The organism is Paraburkholderia humisilvae (assembly GCF_902859855.1).
GTDB classification, from domain to species: domain Bacteria; phylum Pseudomonadota; class Gammaproteobacteria; order Burkholderiales; family Burkholderiaceae; genus Paraburkholderia; species Paraburkholderia humisilvae.
Genome location: NZ_CADIKH010000016.1, coordinates 135,925 through 158,499 on the forward strand (window position 1 = coordinate 135,925; position 22,575 = coordinate 158,499).

General features: G+C 62.8%; 20 protein-coding genes and 1 pseudogene. 8 read left to right on the top strand and 13 right to left on the bottom strand.

Annotated features, from left to right (window positions below; genetic code table 11):
• Positions 1 to 211 precede the first annotated feature (211 nt).
• The 4 genes from HV796_RS18720 (at position 212) to waaA (ending at position 5,223) form a co-directional block, all read left to right on the top strand.
• Positions 212 to 1,606 carry a phosphomannomutase/phosphoglucomutase gene (locus tag HV796_RS18720; RefSeq protein ID WP_175227979.1) on the top strand — a complete coding sequence of 465 codons (1,395 nt, stop codon included), beginning with the start codon at positions 212 to 214 and terminating at the stop codon, positions 1,604 to 1,606.
• A 208-nt stretch (positions 1,607 to 1,814) separates the two neighbouring features.
• Entirely contained in the window at positions 1,815 to 2,816 is a 1,002-nt protein-coding gene (gene waaC / locus HV796_RS18725; RefSeq protein WP_175227980.1) for a lipopolysaccharide heptosyltransferase I, read from the top strand.
• A gap of 45 nt (positions 2,817 to 2,861) precedes the next feature.
• Complete coding sequence (kdoO, locus tag HV796_RS18730) at positions 2,862 to 3,746, top strand: Kdo hydroxylase KdoO (protein ID WP_175227981.1); 885 nt, start codon at positions 2,862 to 2,864, stop codon at positions 3,744 to 3,746.
• Between the two features lie 142 nt (positions 3,747 to 3,888).
• A complete protein-coding gene (gene waaA / locus HV796_RS18735) occupies positions 3,889 to 5,223 on the top strand; it encodes a lipid IV(A) 3-deoxy-D-manno-octulosonic acid transferase (RefSeq protein ID WP_175227982.1) in 1,335 nt (444 codons plus the stop codon).
• Positions 5,224 to 5,255: 32 nt separating this feature from the next.
• Here waaA and HV796_RS18740 read toward each other — a convergent pair whose 3' ends face one another.
• The gene (locus HV796_RS18740; protein WP_175227983.1) at positions 5,256 to 6,497 is read right to left on the bottom strand and encodes a glycosyltransferase; all 1,242 of its coding nucleotides are present in this window, start codon (positions 6,495 to 6,497) and stop codon (positions 5,256 to 5,258) included.
• Between the two features lie 393 nt (positions 6,498 to 6,890).
• Here HV796_RS18740 and HV796_RS18745 point away from each other — a divergent pair, with 393 nt between their 5' ends.
• The 3 genes from HV796_RS18745 to HV796_RS18755 all read left to right on the top strand — a co-directional run bounded on the left by HV796_RS18745 (position 6,891) and on the right by HV796_RS18755 (position 8,856).
• Entirely contained in the window at positions 6,891 to 7,373 is a 483-nt protein-coding gene (locus HV796_RS18745; RefSeq protein WP_175227984.1) for an Hcp family type VI secretion system effector, read from the top strand.
• A gap of 17 nt (positions 7,374 to 7,390) precedes the next feature.
• Positions 7,391 to 7,909, top strand: a complete 519-nt coding sequence (locus HV796_RS18750; protein WP_175227985.1) for a DUF2778 domain-containing protein — start codon at positions 7,391 to 7,393, stop codon at positions 7,907 to 7,909.
• 389 nt (positions 7,910 to 8,298) lie between these two features.
• The gene (locus tag HV796_RS18755; RefSeq protein ID WP_175227986.1) at positions 8,299 to 8,856 is read left to right on the top strand and encodes a hypothetical protein; all 558 of its coding nucleotides are present in this window, start codon (positions 8,299 to 8,301) and stop codon (positions 8,854 to 8,856) included.
• An 87-nt stretch (positions 8,857 to 8,943) separates the two neighbouring features.
• On the opposite strand, the gene ureG is transcribed toward HV796_RS18755, so the two are convergent.
• The 12 genes and pseudogenes from ureG to urtA form a co-directional block, all read right to left on the bottom strand.
• Positions 8,944 to 9,579, bottom strand: a complete 636-nt coding sequence (gene ureG, locus HV796_RS18760) for an urease accessory protein UreG (RefSeq protein WP_175227987.1) — start codon at positions 9,577 to 9,579, stop codon at positions 8,944 to 8,946.
• Positions 9,580 to 9,590: 11 nt separating this feature from the next.
• Positions 9,591 to 10,271 carry an urease accessory protein UreF gene (locus HV796_RS18765; RefSeq protein WP_175228022.1) on the bottom strand — a complete coding sequence of 227 codons (681 nt, stop codon included), beginning with the start codon at positions 10,269 to 10,271 and terminating at the stop codon, positions 9,591 to 9,593.
• Positions 10,258 to 10,893 (bottom strand): urease accessory protein UreE, encoded by a 636-nt coding sequence (ureE, locus tag HV796_RS18770; protein WP_175227988.1) that lies wholly within the window; start codon positions 10,891 to 10,893, stop codon positions 10,258 to 10,260. The genes HV796_RS18765 and ureE overlap by 14 nt, the downstream gene beginning before the upstream one ends.
• A gap of 34 nt (positions 10,894 to 10,927) precedes the next feature.
• Complete coding sequence (gene ureC, locus HV796_RS18775; RefSeq protein WP_217477936.1) at positions 10,928 to 12,634, bottom strand: urease subunit alpha; 1,707 nt, start codon at positions 12,632 to 12,634, stop codon at positions 10,928 to 10,930.
• A gap of 114 nt (positions 12,635 to 12,748) precedes the next feature.
• A pseudogene (locus tag HV796_RS43395) lies at positions 12,749 to 13,051 on the bottom strand (urease subunit beta); the annotation flags it as partial.
• 40 nt (positions 13,052 to 13,091) lie between these two features.
• On the bottom strand, positions 13,092 to 13,394 hold the full coding sequence (ureA, locus tag HV796_RS18780) for an urease subunit gamma (protein WP_175227989.1): 303 nt from the start codon (positions 13,392 to 13,394) through the stop codon (positions 13,092 to 13,094).
• 263 nt (positions 13,395 to 13,657) lie between these two features.
• Positions 13,658 to 14,566: an urease accessory protein UreD gene (locus HV796_RS18785; RefSeq protein WP_175227990.1), complete on the bottom strand. Its 909-nt coding sequence runs from the start codon at positions 14,564 to 14,566 to the stop codon at positions 13,658 to 13,660.
• 52 nt (positions 14,567 to 14,618) lie between these two features.
• Positions 14,619 to 15,311, bottom strand: coding sequence for an urea ABC transporter ATP-binding subunit UrtE (urtE, locus tag HV796_RS18790; protein WP_175227991.1), 693 nt, complete (start codon positions 15,309 to 15,311; stop codon positions 14,619 to 14,621).
• A 3-nt stretch (positions 15,312 to 15,314) separates the two neighbouring features.
• A complete protein-coding gene (gene urtD, locus HV796_RS18795) occupies positions 15,315 to 16,163 on the bottom strand; it encodes an urea ABC transporter ATP-binding protein UrtD (protein ID WP_175227992.1) in 849 nt (282 codons plus the stop codon).
• Positions 16,163 to 17,359, bottom strand: coding sequence for an urea ABC transporter permease subunit UrtC (gene urtC / locus HV796_RS18800; protein ID WP_175227993.1), 1,197 nt, complete (start codon positions 17,357 to 17,359; stop codon positions 16,163 to 16,165). The genes urtD and urtC overlap by 1 nt, the downstream gene beginning before the upstream one ends.
• 3 nt (positions 17,360 to 17,362) lie before the next feature.
• Positions 17,363 to 19,015, bottom strand: coding sequence for an urea ABC transporter permease subunit UrtB (gene urtB / locus HV796_RS18805; RefSeq protein WP_175227994.1), 1,653 nt, complete (start codon positions 19,013 to 19,015; stop codon positions 17,363 to 17,365).
• A 139-nt stretch (positions 19,016 to 19,154) separates the two neighbouring features.
• Entirely contained in the window at positions 19,155 to 20,453 is a 1,299-nt protein-coding gene (gene urtA / locus HV796_RS18810; protein WP_175227995.1) for an urea ABC transporter substrate-binding protein, read from the bottom strand.
• Positions 20,454 to 20,925: 472 nt separating this feature from the next.
• Between urtA and aptA the strand changes: the two genes are divergently transcribed.
• Positions 20,926 to 22,254: an omega-aminotransferase AptA gene (gene aptA, locus HV796_RS18815; protein ID WP_175227996.1), complete on the top strand. Its 1,329-nt coding sequence runs from the start codon at positions 20,926 to 20,928 to the stop codon at positions 22,252 to 22,254.
• Positions 22,255 to 22,575 lie beyond the last annotated feature (321 nt).

The window sequence follows — 22,575 nt, forward strand, 5'->3', positions numbered from 1 at the left end:
CGCGGGCAGGCGTGCCGCGAGGCCGGCCATTTCCTCGCGCAAGTGGCGCAACTTCACAATCGGGGCGCGTCTAAGCATTAGAATAGAGTGACAGGCATCAGCTGAAAAACGCAATTATAAGTTGGAACCGGACCGCTTCCGGCAAGGGCGCACACGACGACCACGTGATGCGCCGGACAAAATTTCCCATTGCACGTAAGTGAGCCTATCCATGATCTCCCAATCGATTTTCAAGGCGTATGACATCCGCGGTGTGATCGGCAAGACGCTCGACGCCGATGCCGCGCGCTCGATCGGCCGCGCCTTCGGCAGTGAAGTGCGCGCGCAGGGCGGCGATGCGGTCGTGGTCGCCCGCGATGGCCGTCTGTCGGGCCCGGAACTGATCGCGGCGCTGTCCGAAGGGTTGCGCTCGGCCGGCGTCGACGTGGTCAACGTCGGCATGGTGCCGACGCCGGTCGGCTACTTCGCCGCGAGCGTGCCGTTGCAGCTCGCGGGCGGCGAGCGCCGCGTCGATTCATGCATCGTCGTGACCGGCAGCCACAATCCGCCGGACTACAACGGCTTCAAGATGGTGTTGCGCGGCGCGGCGATCTACGGCGATCAGATCCAGGCGCTGTACAAGCGCATCGTCGACAACAAGTTCGAGTCCGGCAACGGCAGCTATGCCGATTACGACATCGCCGATGCGTACGTCGAGCGCATCGTCAGCGACATTAAACTCGCGCGGCCGCTGAAGCTCGTCGTCGATACCGGCAACGGCGTCGCGGGCGGGCTGGCGCCGCGCCTGTTCAAGGCGCTCGGCTGCGAGCTCGTCGAACTGTTCACCGAGATCGACGGCAATTTCCCGAATCACCACCCGGACCCGGCGCACCCGGAAAACCTGCAGGACGTGATCCGCGCGCTGAAGGAAACCGATGCGGAAATCGGCTTCGCGTTCGACGGCGACGGCGACCGCCTGGGCGTTGTCACGAAGGACGGGCAGATCATCTATCCGGACCGTCAACTGATGCTGTTCGCCGAAGAGGTGCTGTCGCGCAACAAGGGCGCGCAGATCATCTATGACGTGAAGTGCACGCGCAACCTCGCGAAGTGGGTCCGCGACAAGGGCGGTGTACCGCTGATGTGGAAGACCGGCCATTCGCTCGTGAAGGCGAAGCTGCGCGAAACCGGTGCGCCGCTGGCCGGCGAGATGAGCGGGCACGTGTTCTTCAAGGACCGCTGGTACGGCTTCGACGACGGTCTCTATACCGGCGCGCGGCTGCTCGAAATCCTCACGCGCGTGAAGGACCCGAGCCAGTTGCTCAACAGTCTGCCGAACTCGCATTCGACGCCGGAGTTGCAGCTGAAGCTGCAGGAAGGCGAGAACTTTGAGCTGATCGCGCGTCTGCAAAAAAGCGCGAAATTCCCGCAGGCGGACGAGGTGATCACGATTGACGGGCTGCGTGTCGAGTACCCGGACGGCTTCGGTCTGGCGCGCTCGTCGAACACGACGCCGGTCGTCGTGATGCGCTTTGAAGCCGATAGCGATGCCGCCTTGAAGCGCATCCAGGAAGACTTCCGGCGCGTGATTCTCGCGGAGAAGTCGGACGCGAAGCTGCCGTTCTGACGGCTTTGACGATCGCTGCGCGGGAACGGCCCGAGGGCCGCCCGCGCGCCGGCATAGCCTGCCGCTAACGACGCGGCGGCAAGCCGCGGATCAACGCGGCGCGAGCCAGACAATGGCCGCGCCGCGTTTTTTCATGGTTTTTTCGTGCGGCGCGCTAGAATTGCGTCCTTTCAACGCATTGTCACGCCGGAATGACCGGCCCCCCTCCTTGAGCGCGCAAAAGATACTGATCGTACGGGTGTCATCGCTGGGCGACGTCGTGCATAACATGCCGGCGATCGCCGATATCCGCCGCCGCCATCCTGATGCGCAAATCGATTGGCTGGTCGAAGAAAGCTTCGTTGGGCTGGTCGAGCTGGTGCAGGGCGTGCGCCGGGCGATTCCGGTGTCGCTGCGGCGCTGGCGCAAAGGGCTGCTGTCGCCGGGCAACTGGCGCGAAATTCGCGCGTTTCGCCGCGCGCTGGCCGCCGAGCATTACGACCTCGTGATCGACTGCCAGGGGCTGATCAAGACCGCGTGGCTCGCGCGGATGGCGCGCGGGACGCTGGTGGGCCTGGGCAACCGTACCGACGGCGCGGGCTACGAATGGCCCGTGCGCTTCTTCTACGACCGGCGCGTGCCCATCGAGCCGCGCACCCATGTGGTCGAACGCACGCGCCAGCTGGTTGCGGCCGCGCTGGGCAACCCGCCGCCGCAACCGACTGACGAAATCGACTTCGGCCTCGATTCGAACCGCGCCGCGCTCGCGCTTTCGCAGACGCAGCTGAACCTGCCGGTGCCATACGTCGTGTTCGTGCATGCGACGTCGCGCGCGGACAAGCAGTGGCCGGACGCCGCGTGGATCGAGCTCGGCCAGTCGCTGGTGCGGCGCGGCGCGTCGCTCGTGCTGCCGTGGGGCAATGACGACGAGCGCGCGACCAGTGAGCGCCTCGCGAAAGAATTCGGCGCGGCCGCGGTCGTGCCGCCGAAGCTGTCGCTGCCGGCGGTGGTGGGCCTGATCGAAGGCGCGGCCGCGACGGTCGGCGTCGACACCGGCCTTGTGCATATTGCCGCAGCGCTCAAGCGGCCGACGGTCGAGTTGTACAATTTCGCCACCGCGTGGCGCACCGGCGGCTACTGGTCGCCGAATGTGGTCAATCTCGGCACGGCCGGCAGGCCGCCGACGCTGCAGGCGGTGAAGGAGGCGCTGACCGGCTTCGGCTTGCTGTAACCGCTCACGCGCACACGCTTCATCCGCTGCAAAAAGAGGGCGACCATGAACGAATCCCAGATCATCGAAGTAACCAGCGCCGACTGGCAGGGACAACACCTGTCGGTGCCGCGCGAAACGCTGCTCGCGGGCGTCGAGCGCGGCAAGGTGTTGTACTTCCCGAACCTGCGCTTTGCGATCGAAGGCGGCGAGACCGCACTGCTCGATCCGGCGATCGCCGATCCGAACCGCAAGAACATCAGCCTCGAACCCAACGGCGGCGCGCTGCACGGTGTGCTGGGCGATACGGTGACCCAATCGGCGGTGCGCGCGCTGATTGCGCGCTATCAGGCGAACGCGCGCACGCTCGTCGACGGCCTGTTCCCCGAGTACCACAACAAGCTGCGCGTTGCGCCGACCAGCTTGCGGCTGCATCAGGTCGAGACGCGCCAGACCTCGTGGCGCAAGGACGATAGCCGTCTGCACGTCGATGCGTTTCCGTCGCGGCCGAATTACGGCGAGCGCATTCTGCGTGTGTTCACCAATGTGAATCCGCAGGGCGTGCCGCGTGTATGGCGCGTCGGCGAGCCGTTCGAGGCGATGGCCAAACGCTTCTTGCCGCGTATCAAGCCGCAGATGCCCGGCGCCGCGTGGCTGTTGAATCTGCTGCACGTGACGAAGACGCCGCGCAGCGAATATGACCACCTGATGCTGCATCTGCACGACGGGATGAAGGCGGATCTCGAGTATCAGAAGTCGTCGCCGCAGCAGACCATGCCATTCCCGCCGGGCAGCGTCTGGGTGTGCTTCTCGGACCAGACTTCGCATGCGGTGATGTCGGGGCAATTCATGCTTGAACAGACGTTCTTCCTGCCGGTCAAGGCGATGGCGCAGCCGGAATGCGCGCCGCTTGGCATTCTCGAACGCCTGCAGGGCAGGGCGCTGGTTTGAGCGGCGACCAATCGGGGCGTGGCGGCGGGGCGGGCGCGCGCGTGATTGAACCGCGCCGCTCGCGGCGCGAGGCGCAGCGAAGCGCGGCAGTGGCAGCGGCGGCGGCGCGCGCTGCGTGTTGGCACACGGTCGTGGAGGTCCGATGCTAAGAGCGGTTTACAACGCGCTCTGGTGGATCGCCGCGCCGGTTGCGGTGCTGCGTCTGCTCTGGCGCTCGCGCAGGGAGCCCGGCTACCGCTGGTATATCGGCGAGCGTTTCGGCCGCGTGGGCGGCCGCCTGCCTGAGGACGACGCGCCGCTGATCTGGGTGCACGCGGTGTCGGTTGGCGAGACGCGCGCCGCGCAACCGCTGATCGACGCGTTGATGAAGGCGCGCCCCGACGCGCGCATCCTGCTGACCCATATGACGCCAAGCGGCCGCGCGACCGGCGAGCAGATCTTCGGCGACCGGGTATTGCGTTGCTATCTCCCTTATGACTTGCCGCATGCGGTGCGGCGCTTTTTGCGCGCATGGCGGCCGTCGCTGGGCCTCGTGATGGAGACCGAAGTGTGGCCGACGCTGATCGACGAATGCCGCCGCGCCGACGTGCCGCTCGTGCTGACCAATGCGCGGATGTCGGAGCGCTCGTACCGGCGCGCGGCGCGCTTCGGTCATGCGACGCGCGATGTATTCGGTGGCTTTGCACGGGTGCTTGCGCAAAGTCCGGCGGACGCGCAGCGGCTCACCGCGCTCGGCGCGCGCAATATCGCGGTGCTGGGCAATCTGAAGTTCGATATGCATACGCCGCCGGAGCTCGTTGCGCGCGGCCATGCGTGGCGATCGGCGATCGGCGAGCGTCGGGTGTGGGTGGCGGCGAGCACCCGCGAGGGCGAAGAGGACTTGGTGCTGCAGGCGTTCGCGGCGCTGGCGCTTGATGACGCTTTACTCGTGCTGGTGCCGCGTCATCCACAGCGATTCGACGAAGTCGCCGCGTTAGTCGAGCGACAAGGCTTGCGCGTCGAGCGGCGTTCGGCATGGGCGCCGGCCGGTACCGCGGCGGCCGCGCTCGGGCCGGTGCGCGCGCTGCGGCGCGACGTCAACGTGTTGCTTGGCGATTCGATGGGCGAGTTGGCCGCTTACTATGCGGCGTCGGATATCGCGTTTATCGGCGGCAGTTTGCTGCCGCTCGGCGGGCAGAACCTGATCGAAGCGTGCGCAGTGGGCGTGCCGGTGCTGATCGGTCCGCACGTGTTCAATTTCACGCAGGCGACCGCCGATGCGGTCGCGGCCGGCGCAACGATTCAGGTGAACGATCCGGCCGACCTAGCGCGCGTGTTGCGTGACCTATTCAACGACCGGCCACGCCGTGCCGCGATGGGCGCGGCGGCATCCGCCTTTGCCGCACGGCATCGTGGTGCGACCGCGCGGACGGTGGATGTGCTGACGACGTTATTGCCCGAGAATCCGACACCGGCGTTTGCGGCGGAGTCGAAGTAGCAGGCGGCGGGGGCTGCGGGCCGCGCGATGCGCTACACCGACGCTTGCATCGTTGTCTTGTGAGCGGCGCGCCGCGCTGCAAGAATGGCGGCGACACACGCGGCAAAGCGCCGGTTACTCTGCTCGATTCCATAGTGCTGTGCGCGCGCCAATGCGCTAGCGGTCATCGCGTCGCGCAATGCGGCGTCGGCGACGATGCGCATCAGCGCATCGGCCATCGTGTCTGCTTCGCCGATCGGCACCAGGATGCCGGCGCGGCCATCGTCGAGAATCTCGCGAGGGCCGGTCGGGCAGTCGGTCGCGACGATCGGCTTGCCATGCGCGAGCGCCTCGAGCAGCACCATCGGCATACCTTCGTAGCGCGAGCTCAGCACCAGCGCGCGTGCATGCGCGATCAACGCATGCGGGTTGTCCTGATGGCCGACGAAATGCACACGCCGCGCGATCTTGAGTTCCGCGGCGAGGCCTTCCAGTTCCTGACGGAACGCGCCGTTACCGACGATCACGAGATCTTCCGCGACGTCGTGGTGTTCGACCATCTTCGCGTAGGCACGCAGTAGCGTGCGGTGGTCTTTCTGGATTTCGTCGAGCCGCGCGACCGACACGATGTACGGCGCGGTGACCGGTGCGGTGTGCGCGTTCGGCGCGCTGGCCGACGCGTTGATCGCATCGATATCGATCGCGTTGGGCAGTACGACGAGCTGGCGCAGGCCGTCGCCGAACATCGCGTTGGCCTCGTCGGCCATGTGCTGGTTCAGCGCGACGACGGCGTCATAGCGCGCATATTGCAACGCGAGCCGGCGCGCCTTGCGCGGACGGTTGCCCAGACGCGCGTCGAAGCTGAAGTGATTGATGCCGAGCCAAGCAATGTTGAATTGCGATGCCCAACGCCGCAGCGACATATCGAAGTCGACGATCACGTCGTGGTGCTTCGCGAGCGCGGCGATGCGCTTGCGTACGTAAGGCCGCACCGCGAGCGTGTTGAACACGTCGCGGCCGATGCGCCCGAGCTTGCTGAGCTTGCGCGCGTAGCGGCGCGACTGGAAGTGGTTGAGCCACGGACGGTCGACCAGGATTTCGACCTTCACGTCTTGCGGAATCAGCGCACGAAAGCGGCTGACGAACGCCGGCGACGCGAACATGACCGACAGCGTGATATCGAACTGGCTGCGATCGAGGATGCGCAGCCATTGAATCAGCGACGATTCGATGCCGCCGTCGTTGAAGTCGACGACGTTAAACAGGACGGAAGTGCGCGGCAGCGTTGGGGACATGTGTCTGGCTAGCGTGAGTCGGTACCGGTTGCGAGCCGATGCGTGCGGCGGGGTGTGATGATTTTTCACATTTTACCACTGTGGGTGGGGTGGTTTTGGTCGGGGGCGGTGGTGTCGACAAATATACGCCCGCCTGCGACGGTGGTTTTTATTCGGGTGAGGGGTTGGAGAAGAATTTAACTTTCTGATGGAGTGTGTCGTTGGATTTGATTTTGTTGGATATGTCTTAACGTTTCTTGAATACTGAGTCTCCGGCTATCAGATAAACATAATTAGTGTTTAGGAAGTTGGAAAGATTTGTCAAATCACCTAGGCAGGATATTTTTTTTATTCTTCTTGTGCCAATATGCGTGCCTGGTTAAAAACTGTGTTCAAAAGGGAGCAGAAGCCAGCATGCCGATTCCTGCCTATATGTGGCTTAAAGACGATGGTGGTGCGGATATCAAGGGTTCCGTCACTGTGCAAGGTCGTGAAGGAAGTATCGAGGTGATTGGGTTTGGGCATGGGTTGAACTTGCCCGTTGATAATAGTACCGGGAAGGTTACGGGTACGCGGTCGCATTCGCCCATGTTGATCGAAAAGGAATTTGATTCCTCCAGTCCTTACCTTTATAAGGCCGTTGCCAAAGGGCAGACGCTGAAATCGGCGGAATTGAAGTGGTATCAGATCAACGATGCCGGGCAGGAGCGGGTGTATTTCATCATGCTGCTGGAGGGTGTGAAAGTCACGGGTATTAATCCGGGTATGGCGAACACCAAGCTATCTGGGATGTCGCAACTCAATCATATGGAGTCGGTTTCGTTGATGTACGACCGCATTACTTGGCACTATGTGGACGGCAATATCAAGTTCATCGATTCATGGAGTGAGCGATAGTTCGCGAGAAATATGCCATGGCCATACAGGGAAAATTTGTCATCGATAACGCACCGCTGTCGCCACTTGTTATGTATGGAGTGGGTTCATTCATGGCTTTCTCCGGTGACAATATCTATCGTAATCGTGCTGGATGCACGAAAATTGTTAATCAAGGTCCGATCCCAGCGGGGCGATATTGGATTGTGGATAGACCAACCGGAGGTTTTGCTTCACAAATATCGGCTTCGGTGAGAGACGCACTTGTTTCTCCTTTGACCTCACCCATTCACCGTTCAGAATGGTTTGCCTTGTACTGTGACGATGGGCAAATCGACGACCATATGTGGGTCGAAGGCGTAAAGCGTGGCAACTTTAGGCTACATCCCAAAGGAGGTGCTGGCGTTTCGTTTGGTTGTATTACCCTGCAAAGCTACTCTGATTTCCAAAATGTACGGCGAGCGTTGTTACACACATCTACAGTGCCCGCGGGTGATTCAGGGTTGCCTGCATATGGATGGATTGAGGTGATTGCACATGGCAATACTTGCCCGTAGAGTCGTCAAAGTTCTGTTGTTTATTGCTCTATTTATACCGGTGCTGAGATTTGTCCATACTTACCCGCTTCCAATGACAAATGACGAGGTACGGTGGTGGTACGCCATTTCTGGGAAATTTGGGATCGACAATATCGAAGATTTCGAAGATTTTTGGGCATGGTTGACATTTTTCGCAGATTTTATTGTTGCCATCTTTGTATATATGGCAATTATGAGATTCTGGAGGAAAATGTCTACCCATTTCCGATGACCGATGATCAGTCAAGATGGTGGTTCGCTATATCACGCGGATTTGGTATTCGGAATCCTGAAGATTTTTAAATTTCCGTGACTTTTGATTGCGGACCTTATCTTCGCCATTTTCCTATATACGGGAGTTCTCAAGCTTGGAAGACTCTACAGACGAGACACCGAAGAAATCGTCACGGTTTGCCAACGTCCTCACAAAGGTATTGTTGTTCGTTGGCCTTTACCTGCTGGCGGTGCTGTTTCTCAGCACCTATCCATTCCCGATGACCATTGAGCGCATGCGTTGGTGGTCCGCGTTTTCGGCGCAGTATGGTATTAGCAATCCCGAAGATGCCTGGGTCACAGTGATCCTCGTGATGGACCTTGTCGTCACTATTTTTGTTTATCTGGCGGTTGTCAAGCGCGTGGAAGCCCTTGCGAGCGAGATACCATTCACGCCTTCATGCCTTGTCAAAACGACGTTATTCATTGGCCTGTTCCTGCTGATAATGACTTACGTCCTTGAGCCTATGGAGCGCGAGTACACACACTGGGGGGTGGTCATTACCGGAAAACTAGGTATCGGCCATTCAAACGACTTTGAATTATCCGTGATCTTGCTCGTGGACCTTATCTTTACGACTCTTGTATATAAGGCGATCATGAAAGGTTGGAGGATTTTCCAGACAAGGCGGCGATCCAATCGTCCCGCTTAGCGAGGGCACCGCGTATCAGCGAGGCGACCCGAGGGCCTGAGGGACCTCCGACACACATCGGCGAGTCCCGCAGGCCAGACCACCGATCTAAACCACCAGCAACCCCTTCTTCTCGATAAACGCAACGACCTGATCGAGCCCGTCGAGTGCCTTCAGATTGCACATCACAAACGGCCGCTCCCCGCGCATCTTCTTCGCGTCCGACGCCATCACCTCGAGATTCGCGCCGACGAACGGCGCGAGATCGGTCTTGTTAATCACCAGCAAATCCGACTTCGTAATCCCGGGTCCGCCCTTGCGTGGAATCTTCTCCCCTCCCGCCACATCGATCACGTAAATCGTCAGGTCGGACAACTCCGGACTGAAAGTCGCCGCCAGATTATCCCCACCCGATTCAATAAACACGATATCCGCATCCGGAAAGCGCGTGAGCATCCGGTCGACCGCTTCCAGATTGATCGACGCATCCTCGCGAATCGCCGTATGCGGGCAGCCACCCGTTTCAACACCCATAATCCGCTCCGCCGGCAGCGCACCCGCGACGGTCAACAGCCGCTGATCTTCCTTCGTATAGATATCGTTGGTAATCGCAACCAGGTCATAACGGTCGCGCATCGCCTTGCACAGCATTTCGAGCAGCGTCGTTTTGCCGGACCCAACCGGACCGCCGACGCCGACGCGTAGCGGCGGCAGTTTCTTCGTACGTTGAGAGAGTGCGTTCATGATGTCCAACCCTAAGAGCGGAAGAGTCGCGAATACTGCGACTCGTGACGCGCCGACAAAATACCGAGTTGCGGCGCGAAAGTATTGATGTCATCCGGTGACGTGGCGAGTGCACGCGCGACCGCAGCGTCGATCGCACCGCGCAGCGCGACGATAATTCGCTGTCCGGCAAGCTGGCCGAGCGGCACCGCCTTCAACGCGGCGGCCGCCTGATTTTCAACCCAACTGAACGCATACGCCGCGAGCGCGGCATCGGCCGGCACATCGTGTGCAAAAGCGGCAAACGCAAACGCCGTCGGTTGCGCGACCGGCGTCAACCTATCGAGCGTTGCGCGCCGCGCCGCGTCGCCCCATTCGAGCGATGCGCACAGTTGCCGCAACGACCAGCCCATCTGCTCGGTTTCGCGGCGCAGTTCCAGCGATTCGCGGCTTGCGAGGAATTCGCTATTCGCTTCCGCGAGGCCGGTCGCATCGTGCACCCGCCAGCGTTCGATCTGATGCGCGAGAAACGGCAGTTCACCGGACGCGAGCACGTTGGTGAGGCCGCTCAAGATCCAATCGCGCGCGCTATCGGCATTGGTGATCAGTTGCGCTTCGATAGCCGCTTCGAGCCCTTGCGAGTAGCTGAACGCGCCAATCGGCAGCGCCGGCGACGCGAGATGCAGCAGCGCAGTCAGTTCAGCGACGCGCATCATGATGATGACCATGCGAGCAGGACGCGTCGCAGTTGTCGTGGTCGTGGTCGTGTTTGTGATCGTGCGAGTGGTCGTGGCCATGGCCATGCTCATGCGCATGCCCATGATGCTCATCGAACACCTTCTGCGCGACCGCATAGTCTTCGGCAAACGTCTCATCGTGCCCATGCCGATGCCCGCCGCCGTAAGCGCCCGTCTCCGGCTGGAACGGCAGCGACACCTGCTCAACCGACGCACCGAGCCGCTTCAACATATCCGCCAGCACCGGATCGTATTCGAGCTTCAGATAATCGACGCCGACTTCAACCGGCGTATGCCGATTACCGAGGTGATACGCCGCGCGCGTCAACGTCAGCCCATCGGGCGCACGCACCAGCAGCACCGCTTCCGGCGCCGCGACCACGCGAACAAGCCCGCCATCGTCCGCGACCAGCACATCGCCGTCACGCAGCACCGTGCCGCGTGGCAGCACCAGCGCGACTTCCTCGCCTGTGTCGAGTGTCGCCGCCAGCCGGCTCCTGCAACGCGCATCGAACGGCAGCGTGAGGCCGGGCGCGCGCGCCACCAGTACACGCGCGATCTTCACATGCGCATCGAGACGTTTATCGATCGTTCTCATATCAACCCTGGCCAATCAACGCACATCAAAGCCATCAGAACAGAAAATACCGCTGCGCCATCGGCAGCACCTTCGCAGGCTCGCAAGTTAGCCATTCGCCGTTTGCAATCACCTGATAAGTCTCCGGATCGACGCTAATCGTCGGTTGCCACGCATTGTGGATCATGTCGTTCTTCGTGACGCTGCGGCAGCCTTTCACCGCAACGATACGCTTCGTCAGCCCATAACGTTCCGCCACGCCGCGCCCGGCGGCCAATTGCGACACGAATGTCAACGATGTGCGTCCCAATGCGCCGCCGCGTGTGGCAAACATCTCACGATAGTGGACCGGCTGCGGCGTCGGAATCGACGCGTTCGGGTCGCCCATCTGCGCAAGCGCGATCATTCCGCCTTTCAGTATCAAGGAAGGCTTGACGCCGAAAAATGCCGGCTCCCACAGCACCAGGTCCGCCCACTTGCCGGCTTCGATCGAGCCAACTTCATGCGCGATGCCGTGCGTCAACGCCGGATTGATCGTGTACTTCGCGACATACCGTTTGGCGCGGAAATTATCGTTGCGCGCATTGTCTTCAGGTAACGCGCCGCGCTGCGCCTTCATTTTGTGCGCGGTCTGCCACGTGCGGATGATCACCTCGCCGACCCGTCCCATCGCCTGCGAATCCGACGACAGCATCGACAGCGCGCCGAGATCGTGCAGGATGTCTTCCGCGGCGATCGTTTCGCGGCGTATCCGCGATTCGGCAAACGCGATGTCTTCGGCGATCGACGGATCGAGATGGTGGCACACCATCAGCATGTCGAGATGCTCGTCGAGCGTATTGATCGTGTACGGCCGCGTCGGATTGGTCGACGACGGCAGCACGTTCGCCTCGCCGCAGACCTTGATGATGTCCGGCGCGTGGCCGCCGCCCGCACCTTCGGTGTGGTACGTGTGAATCGTGCGGCCCTTGAACGCGGCGACCGTCGCTTCGACAAAACCGGCTTCGTTCAGCGTATCGGTGTGGATCGCGACCTGCGTGTCGGTCTCGTCGGCCACTGAGAGCGCATTGTCGATCGCGGCCGGCGTCGTGCCCCAGTCCTCATGCAGCTTCAGCCCGATCGCACCGGCGGCGATCTGCTCGAGCGCCGGCGCTGGCCGGCTGACATTCCCCTTGCCGAGAAAGCCGAGATTCATCGGATAACCGTCCGCCGCCTGCAGCATCCGTTCGAGATGCCATGGCCCCGGCGTGACGGTGGTCGCGTTGGTGCCGGTCGCGGGTCCGGTGCCACCGCCGAGCATCGTCGTCACGCCGCTCGCGAGCGCTTCATCGATCTGCTGCGGACTGATGAAGTGAATATGCGTATCGATGCCGCCCGCAGTGACGATCATGCCTTCGCCGGCAATCACTTCGGTCGCCGCGCCGAGCGCAATCGTCACACCCGGCTGGATGTCCGGATTGCCGGCCTTGCCGATCGCGGCAATGCGGCCGTCCTTCAGGCCGATGTCGGCCTTGACGATGCCCCAGTGGTCGAGAATCACGGCGTTCGTGATCACCGTATCGACGACGTCGGCCGCGACACGTTGCGACTGGCCCATGCCATCGCGAATCACCTTGCCGCCGCCGAACTTCACTTCTTCGCCGTACACGGTGAAATCGCGCTCGACTTCGATTACGAGGTCGGTGTCGGCAAGCCGGATACGGTCACCGGTGGTGGGGCCGAACATCTCGGCGTAGGCGCGGCGGCCAATACGTAATGTCATGTCTGGAATCCGAAAGGATGGGGCGCGAGCGTGCGATCAGGCCTGGACGTTCGCTTTGACGTTCACTTCCTGCACGTTCGCCGCAGTGGACACCGGCGTGCCGATCGGCTTGTCGAGCTCGCCCATCACCTTGCCGTTGAAACCGTACACGATACGGTCGCCGGCCAGTTCGACGAGCTCGACCGTGCGCTCCTGGCCCGGCTCGAAGCGTACCGCGGTGCTTGCCGCGATATTGAGCCGGAAGCCGCGCGCCGCCGTGCGATCGAACGCGAGCGCCGCGTTGACTTCGTGAAAGTGGTAGTGCGAGCCGACCTGCACCGGACGGTCGCCGGTATTCGATACGGTTAGCGTGATCGTCGTGCGGCCGGCGTTCAGCTCGTGCTCGCCATCGTCGGTGATCAGTTCGCCGGGGATCATCGCGCGCTCCTTCATCGTGGAAACGTCAGGGGTGAAAACATCAGGGGATCGGATGATGGACGGTCACCAGCTTCGTGCCGTCGGGGAAGGTCGCTTCGACCTGGATGTCCGGAATCATCTCGGGCACGCCTTCCATCACGTCGTCGCGGGTGAGCAGCGTCGTGCCGTAATGCATGACCTCGGCGACAGTGCGGCCGTCGCGCGCGGCTTCCATCAACGCCGCGGTGATGAACGCGACCGCTTCGGGGTAGTTCAGTTTCAGGCCGCGTGCGCGGCGTCGTTCGGCAAGCAGCGCCGCGGTGAAGATCAGGAGTTTGTCTCGCTCGCGTGGTGTCAGCTTCATCGGATGCGTTGTTGTAATGCGCGTGGGTGGAAGACAGGCGTAGCGTCGTCATTCTAGTGGCCATTTGATGAGCAAGCGTTATGCCATCCTGGTGCGCAGGGTTGCTGCGCGCAAACAGACAGCGGATTGCACCATGATCGCGCGTTGGTGTGTTCCGCAGTGGTGCAAATCACTTCGAATCACAGTAACGACGACGCCTGTACGCGGGACCGGCCGCCTTTTGCTGGAGAATCGGATCAGGTCGCCGAATCAGGTCGACGGAATCAGGTTGACCACAGGCGCAGCGGCACCGCATCAACGCTGTGCACGAGCGGCCGCAGCTCGGTCCAGCATTGCATGAGCACGCGTTGCAGCGGCTCCATCGACCGTGCGACCGCGCGCACCAGCAGCACGCCGGGGCACTCTCCAACGGCGCTCGCTTCGCTGCGCATGCAGGAGGCGGCGGCGCGCAGTGTCGCGTCGAACGGCAGTTTCGCCGTGAGCGCTTCGGCGAGCGTAGCGTCGCACGCGGGGCTCACGGCCCACAGCGTGCCGAATGCCGGAAAGCCCGCGAGCCCTTGCGGCGCATCGCGCAACGCGGCGTCGGCGGCGAGTTGTGCGCGTTCGAACCACAGCGGTTGTCCGTCAGCGCCGACGATGCGCGACACGGCTTTCAAGTGGCCTGCGCTCCAGCGTTCGCCGGCCGCCTGCCGGCCCAGCTGTGCCGCGTCCCAGCCCAGTGCGCTCGCGCCTTCGGCAAGCGTCAGCGTGAAATCGAGCGACGCATGCGCATGGTCGAACACGATATTGTTTTGCGGCAGCCAGTCGAGCTTCGCCTGCGCGCCGACGCGAATGCCGATCCGCTGTCGCGCGGTGCGGCCATTCGACTTGTACCACTTGGTTGCGCCGGGCGTGGTGAGCACGGCGTGCGTGCCGGCGGCGAGCGCGATGTCGATATCAAGCGCGTCACCGCCCGCGATGCCGCCGGGCGGGTGCACGATCACCGCATGACAGATCGCCTCGCCTTCCGGATAGAGCGGCCTTTGCACGCGCAACGGTCCTTCATGCAGCCGATGGGCGAGTGTGGTTCGACTGCCGTGCTTCGCGAAGCCGAGTTCGAGCCGCGCGCGCCACTGCGCATGCGAGGTGGAATCGGCGGGGGCGAGAGCAGTGTGGTTTTCGTGCAGCGACATGCGGCGAGAATATCACGTGAAAGACGCGCGAAAGCACGCCCCGAACCGCACGCTAAACCGCGATCAGCGCACGCACGCCGTCCTGATCCATATGCGCGCCTTGGCCGCCCGCGATAATTTCACCGCGGCTCATCACCCAGTAGTGATCCGCGATCGCTTTCGCGAAGTCGTAGTACTGCTCGACCAGCAGCACGGTCAGCCCCATCTCTTCGACCAGTTGCCGCAGCGTGCGGCCGATGTCCTGGATGATCGACGGCTGGATGCCTTCGGTCGGCTCGTCGAGAATCAGCAATTGCGGTTCGCTCATCAGCGCGCGGCCGATCGCGAGCTGTTGCTGCTGGCCGCCCGACAGATCGCCGCCACGGCGCGCGCGCATGTCCTTCAGCACCGGGAAGAGTTCGTAGATTCGCTCGGGAATCCGCTTCGGCGCTTTGCGGCTCGCCGCGCCGACCAGCAGATTTTCTTCGACGGTGAGGCGCGGAAAGATATCGCGGCCTTGCGGCACGTAAGCGAGGCCTTGCGCGACGCGCGCATGCGGCGGCAGTTTCGTGAGCGGCGTGCCGCGCCACGTGATCGTGCCGTTTCTGGTCGGTACGACGCCCATCAGGCAGCGCAGCAGCGTCGTCTTGCCAACGCCGTTGCGGCCGAGCAGCACGGTCAGCTTGCCGTCCGGCACGTCGAGCTTCACATTGCGCAGGATATGGCTGCCGCCATAGTACTGGTTCAGGTTGGTGACTTCGAGCATAGGTCAGCGTCCAAGGTACGACTCGATCACAGTCGGGTCGTTTTTCACGGCGTCGAGCGTGCCGTGCGCGAGCACGCTGCCTTCGGCCATCACGGTGACCATCCCCGTGTCGCCGGCGAGCGCGGCGACGAACTCCATATCGTGCTCGACGACCATCATCGAGCAGCTGCCGCGCAGGTGATTCAGCAGGTCCGCGAGCTGCATGGTCTCGTCGTCGGTCATGCCGGCCGCCGGTTCGTCGAGCAGCAGCAGCGCCGGTTGTTGCATCAGCAACATGCCGATCTCGAGCCGTTGCTTCTGCCCGTGCGACAGCTCGCCGGCCGGGCGCCGCGCTTCGCCTTCGAGGCGCAGCAGCGCGAGCGTTTCCTCGATGCGCGCCTGGGCGGCGCGATCGAGCCGCGCGCGCAGCGACGCGAGCCAGCCCTTGTCGGTCTTCATCGCCAGTTCGAGGTTTTCCCATACCGGGTGCTGTTCGAACACGGTCGGCTTCTGGAATTTGCGGCCGATGCCGGCCCGCGCGATGGACGGCTCGTTCAGGCGGGTCAGGTCGATCGTCTGGCCGAGGAAGACCTTGCCGGAATCGGGCGCGGTCTTGCCGGTGATCACATCCATCATCGTGGTCTTGCCGGCGCCGTTCGGGCCGATGATGCAGCGCAGTTCGCCGACGTCGATCGAAAGCGACAGTTTGTTCAACGCGCGAAAGCCATCGAAGCTCACGGTCACGTCTTCGAGATACAGGATCGTGCCATGCGATATGTCGATCTCGCCGGGCGTTGCGACGTGGCCCATGCCCGCGACGCCGCTCAATGCGCGTTCGGCAACGGGTTCCGCTAGGTTTGCGGGTTCGCTCATCAGCGGTCCTTATGTGCGGTGGTTTTGCGCATCACGAGCTCGATCAGCCCCATGATGCCGTTCGGCAGGAACAGCGGCACCAGCACGAAAATCGCGCCGAGGAAGAACAGCCAATATTCGGCGAAGTACGCAGTGAAGAAGCTCTTCGCGCCGTTTACCGCGAAGGCGCCGATGATCGGCCCGATCAGCGTGCCACGCCCGCCGACGGCGACCCAGATCGCCATTTCGATCGAATTGCCCGGCGACATTTCGCCCGGATTGATAATGCCGACCTGCGGCACGTACAGCGCGCCCGCAATGCCGCACAGCATGGCGGACACGGTCCACACGAACAGCTTGTACGCGAGTGGGCTGTAGCCGAGGAACATCAGCCGCGTCTCGCCGTCGCGCACCGCGGTGACGACACGCCCGAGCTTGGACGTGACGATTGCGCGGGCCCCGATAAACGCAAGCACGAGCACTGCGAACGTCATCAGGAACAGCACGGTGCGCGTGCCAGGGTGCGTGATCGGAAAGCCGGCGATTCGCTTGAAGTCGGTAAAGCCGTTATTGCCGCCGAAGCCGGTCTCGTTGCGATAGAAGAGCAGCATCGCGGCGAACGTCATCGCCTGCGTGATGATCGACAGGTAGACGCCTTTCACGCGCGAGCGGAACGTGAAGAAGCCGAACACCCACGCGACGAGCGCCGGCACCAGTACGACGAGCAGCAGGGCATACGCGAGATGCTGTGTGCCTTGCCAGTACCACGGCAACTGATGCCAGTCGAGAAACACCATGAAATCGGGCAGATCGCTGCCGTACTTGCCGTCATGGCCGATCGCGCGCATCAGGTACATGCCGATCGCGTAGCCGCCGAGCGCGAAGAACAGCCCATGCCCGAGGCTCAGAATGCCGCAGTAGCCCCATACCAGGTCGAGCGCGAGCGCGGCGATCGCATAGCACATGAACTTGCCGGCGATCGTCATCGCATACGCGGACAGATGGAAGGCGCTGGTCTCCGGCAACACGAGCGTGGAGAGCGGCACGCCCAGCCCGATCACGATAATCAGTGCGATCAACGCGTGCCACGCGCGGCGCGACAGCAGCGCCGCGCGCGGCGGCAGACCGAGCGCGAAGCCGGACAGATCGACACGCTCCGTATCGCTCGTCGCGGCACGCGCGTCGACCGCGGCCTGGGAAGAAGTAGCGGACGTCATCGATCAGGCCTCCGCGCTGCGGCCCTTCAGGGCGAACATGCCCTGCGGACGCTTCTGGATAAACAGCACGATCAGCACGAGCACCGCGATCTTCGCGAGCACCGCGCCCCAGAACGGCTCGATCGCCTTGCTGACGAGGCCGAGACCAAAGCCGCCGAGCACCGTGCCCGCGAGCTGTCCGACGCCGCCCAGCACGACCGCCATAAACGAATCGATGATGTAGCTCTGACCGAGATCCGGACCGACATTGCCGATCTGCGACAGCGCACAGCCGCCGAGTCCCGCGATGCCCGCGCCGAACGCGAACGCGTAGGAATCGACGAGCGCAGTCCTGACACCGACGCAGGCGGCCATCCGGCGGTTCTGCGTGACCGCGCGCACGAACAGGCCGAGCCGCGTCCTGGTCAGCACCGCCCATGCGATGCCGACCACGATCAGTGAGAACGCGAGGATCGCGAGCCGGTTGTACGGCAGGATCAGGTTCTGCATCACGGTGACGCCGCCGCTCATCCACGACGGGTTCACGACCTGCACGTTCTGCGCACCGAAGATCATCCGCGTCGCCTGGATCAGGATCAGGCTGATGCCGAACGTGGTTAGCAGCGTCTCGAGCGGGCGGCCGTACAGATGCTTCAGCACGAGCCGTTCGAGCACGATGCCGACCGCCGCGGCCGCGATGAACGATGCGGGAATGGCAAACAGCGGATACCAGTCGAACGCGCCCGGTGTGTAACGCTGCATCAGGCTCTGCACGACATAGGTTGCGTACGCACCGATCATCAGAAACTCGCCGTGCGCCATATTGATCACGCCGATCAGGCCGTAGGTGATCGCCAGACCGAGCGCGGCAAGCAGCAGCACGCTGCCGAGCGACAGCCCGGCGAAGATCGTGCCGACGATCTCGCTGCGGCGCTGGATCGTGTCGAGCGCGTCGATCCCTTGCTGGGCGGCGGCGCGCACGCGTTCGTCCGGTTCGGCGAAGCTGCCGTCCGGCTTCTTCGCGACGATCGGGCGCAGTAGTTCGTTCATGTCGAGATCGTGCCGCGCGGCGACCAGTTGCACCGCCTCAAGACGCTTCGCGCCATCGGGGTCGTGCAGTGCGGTCATGGCCCACAGCACGTCGAGGCGCCGTTTCAGCGCGGGGTCGGTTTCTTTCGCGCGCGCCGCGTCGATCATCGGTTTCATTGCGATGTCGGGGTTTTTCAGCAGTTCCGCGATCGCGGCGCGCCGCGTGTCGAGGTCGGGCGATGCGAGCTGCAAGCCCGACAATGCGCCCGCGACCTTCGAGCGCAACAGGTTATTCAGCGTCACAGGCTGCGCGTCGCCGGGCGCGATCGTCTTACCGGTCACCGCGTCGCGCGCGGTGTCGTTGTCCTGTATCAGCACCGCGCCGGCATCGGTCGCGAGTGCGTTGTCTTCGGAGAGAGCCTTTAGTAGCGCGAGCGATGGCGCGTCGTGCATCGCAATCAGCTTGTCGATGGCGGCGGACTTCGCGTCGAAGTCGTCGCCCGCCAGCGGCGCGACGTCGGCCGGGGTCAGTGCGAATGCCTGTTGCGGGATGAGCAGCGACGTCAGCAGCGCGAACGCGGCAGCGATGGAACCAACGCGCGCGGCGCTCAAGCCGCGCCGCGCCAGTCTGGAGAAGGAGAACGCCATGATGGCCTTTGAAGAGACAAGCAGGAGGCACGTCGGCGGCATCGGAGGGTCGGTCCGATGCCGCTTGCTACAGGGTATGGCTTGACTTCATTGAGCTGCGCTTCACGTTGGGGAGGGCATGAAGCGCAGCGGGTCGGGCTTACGCCACGCGCGAGCGGCGCAGGAACGACGGAATCGAGCTGACCACATCCGGCTTGCTTTCGTTGCCCGCAATAAACGGGCTCCACGGCTGCGCGCGAATCGCGGTCTTCGTCTTCCATACGACGTTGAATTGCCCGTCGCCGCGAATCTCGCCGATCATCACCGGCTTGTGCAGATGGTGGTTGCCATCCATCGTCAACGTGAAGCCCGACGGCGCGGCGAAGGTCTGGCCGATCATCGCGACGCGCACCTTGTCGACCTCGGTGCTCTTCGCTTTTTCGACCGCCTGCTTCCACATATGAATGCCGACGAAGGTCGCTTCCATCGGATCGTTCGTCACGCGCTTCGCGCCGCCCGGCAGGCTCTGCGCCCTCACGTATGACGCGAACTCGTCCTTGAACGCGGTGTTGTTCGGTCCTTTGACCGACATGAAGTAGTTCCACGCCGCGAGGTGGCCGACGAGCGGTTTCGTATCGATGCCGCGCAGCTCTTCCTCGCCGACCGAGAACGCGACCACCGGCACATCGGTCGCCTTCAGCCCCTGGTTGCCGAGCTCCTTGTAGAACGGCACATTCGAATCGCCGTTGATGGTCGACACGACGGTGGTCTTGCCGCCTTGCGAGAACGTCTTGATGTTCGCGACGATCGTTTGATAGTCGCTATGGCCGAACGGCGTGTACACCTCCTGGATGTCGCTGTCCTGAACGCCCTTCGAATGCAGGAAGGCGCGCAGGATCTTGTTGGTCGTGCGCGGGTACACGTAGTCGGTGCCGAGCAGGAAGAAGCGTTTCGCGCCGCCGCCCTCGCTGCTCATCAGGTACTCGACGGCGGGAATCGCCTGCTGGTTCGGCGCCGCGCCCGTATAGAACACGTTGCGTGACATCTCTTCCCCTTCGTATTGCACCGGGTAGTAGAGCAGGCCGTTGAGTTCCTCGAATACCGGCAGTACCGACTTGCGCGACACCGATGTCCAGCAGCCGAACACGCACGCGACCTTGTCCTGGGTCAGCAGTTGCCGGGCCTTTTCGGCGAACAGCGGCCAGTTCGACGCCGGGTCGACGACGACCGGCTGGATCTGCCGGCCCATCACGCCGCCGCTCTTGTTGATGTCCGAGATCGTCATCAATGCGGTGTCTTTCAGCGACGTCTCCGAAATCGCCATCGTGCCCGACAGCGAGTGCAGGATGCCGACCTTGATCGGCCCGCTGCTCGACTGCGCGTGTGCAAACGGCACCTTGCCCGCGAGCGCGAGCGCGCCCGACATTGAGCCGAGCTTCAGAAGATTGCGACGTTTCATGTGCTACCCCTTGCCATGGATGATGAGTGTTTTTGGGCGTCGCGACGGCTTCGTGCACGCGGCGACGGATCGAGGCTGTAGACCGGCTTGAGCTTGCGTAGTGCATGACGGGTCGCGCGTGTTACTGCAAGGCATGTGCCAACGTTGCAAAGCAGCACTGAATGGATGTGGCGCGCGCTGTGAAGCGGCTGCGCGCGACCCCGCGGGTGGTAACCGGTTATGCGCGATAAGGGCAAAAGCGGTGCATCGGCGCGCGTCGCGCTTCGTCGCGGTGCGTGCCGCGCCGCAACGGAGCGCCGGGGCGATGGCATAGGGGTTGGGCGCGCCCGATCGGTGCAGCGCCGCTGCCAGGTTGTGCACTGGCGTGCCGCTGCCTACACTGAAGGACTCAGCCCGAAACACAGGGCTGGCGCTTGGTCGATGCAACCTGATCGAACCATTGACCCATAGACAGAAGACGAGGAGACACGAGATGAATGACCGCGCTACCCGCACGCACGACCTGTCCGCGTTCTGGATGCCGTTCACCGCGAACCGCCAGTTCAAGAGCGCGCCGCGGCTGCTTTCGAAGGCGAAAGGGATGTACTACACGTCGGATGACGGGCGGCGCATTCTCGACGGCACCGCGGGAATGTGGTGCGTGAACGCGGGCCACTGCCGTGACGAAATCGTCGCCGCGGTGCAGGCGCAGGCGGCCGAGATGGACTTTGCGCCGACCTTTCAGATGGGTCACCCGAAAGCCTTTGAAGCCGCGACGAAGATCGCGAAACACACGCCCGGCGATCTGAAGCACATTTTCTTTGTGAACTCCGGCTCGGAAGCGGTCGATACCGCGCTGAAGATCGCGCTCGCGTATCACCGGGCGCGCGGCGAAGGGCAGCGCACGCGCTTTATCAGCCGCGAACGCGCGTATCACGGTGTTGGTTTCGGCGGCACGTCGGTGGGCGGCATTCCGGCGAACCGCAAAGCGTATTCAGGCGCGATGCTGCCGGCGGTCGATCATTTGCCGCATACGTTGAACATTAAGGAAGCGGCATTCTCGAAAGGGCAGCCCGCGTGGGGCGCGCATCTGGCCGATGAGCTCGAGCGGCTCGTGACGCTGCACGATGCGTCGACGATCGCCGCGGTGATCGTCGAGCCGGTAGCGGGGTCCACGGGCGTGCTGATTCCGCCGCAAGGCTATTTGCAGCGGCTGCGCGAGATCTGCGACAAGCACGGCATCCTGCTGATCCTGGATGAAGTGATCACCGGTTGGGGACGTTTGGGCGCACCGTTCGCGGCGCAGTTCTTCAATGTGACGCCGGACCTGCTGACGATGGCGAAGGGGACCAACAACGCGGCCGCGCCGCTGGGCGCGGTGGCCGCGAGCAAGCGGATTCACGATGCGATCATCAATAGCGCGCCGGCGGGTGTCGAGCTCTTTCACGGGCACACGTATTCGGGGCATCCGATCGCGATGGCCGCGACATGCGCGACGATCGATCTGTATGAGCGTGAGCAGCTGTTCGAGCGGGCGGCGAAGATGGCGCCCGTGTTTGAAGAAGCGATTCATGCGTTGCGTGGTACGCGGCATGTGATCGACATCCGTAATATCGGGCTGATGGGCGCCGTTGAGCTTGCGTCGCGCGATGGCGCGCCGGGCACGCGCGCTTACGATACGTTCGTGCGCTGCTTCCAGAAGGGAGTGCTGGTGCGGGTGGCGGGGGATATTCTCGCGTTTTCGCCGCCGCTCATTATTGAAGCGGAGCAGATTGCGGAACTCTTCAAGACGGTGGGTGAGGTGTTGAAGGAAGTGGATTGAGTGCGTTAATGAACTGATGTGGCTGGCTTTTCTCTTCCCGCTGTTTCATGAGCCGGCGCGGTGAACGCGCTGGATTCGTTGGATATCGAAATTAATTGCGGCCGCCAGGCCGTATCGCTGCCTTTCTGCTAGCTGCCCACTTGTTGCATGCGTCGCTTCGCTCGCCGTGCAGAGCGCGCTTTTGCAAATGTATGGTCCTGCCGGATTCTTCATCCGTAATCACACTGCGATGGCATCTGGTTGCGGAGTGTTCAGAATGAAGCAGGTTTCTTTTCTTGTAATCCGGAGAAGCGTGATTAAGGATGCGTCATGTTTAATTTC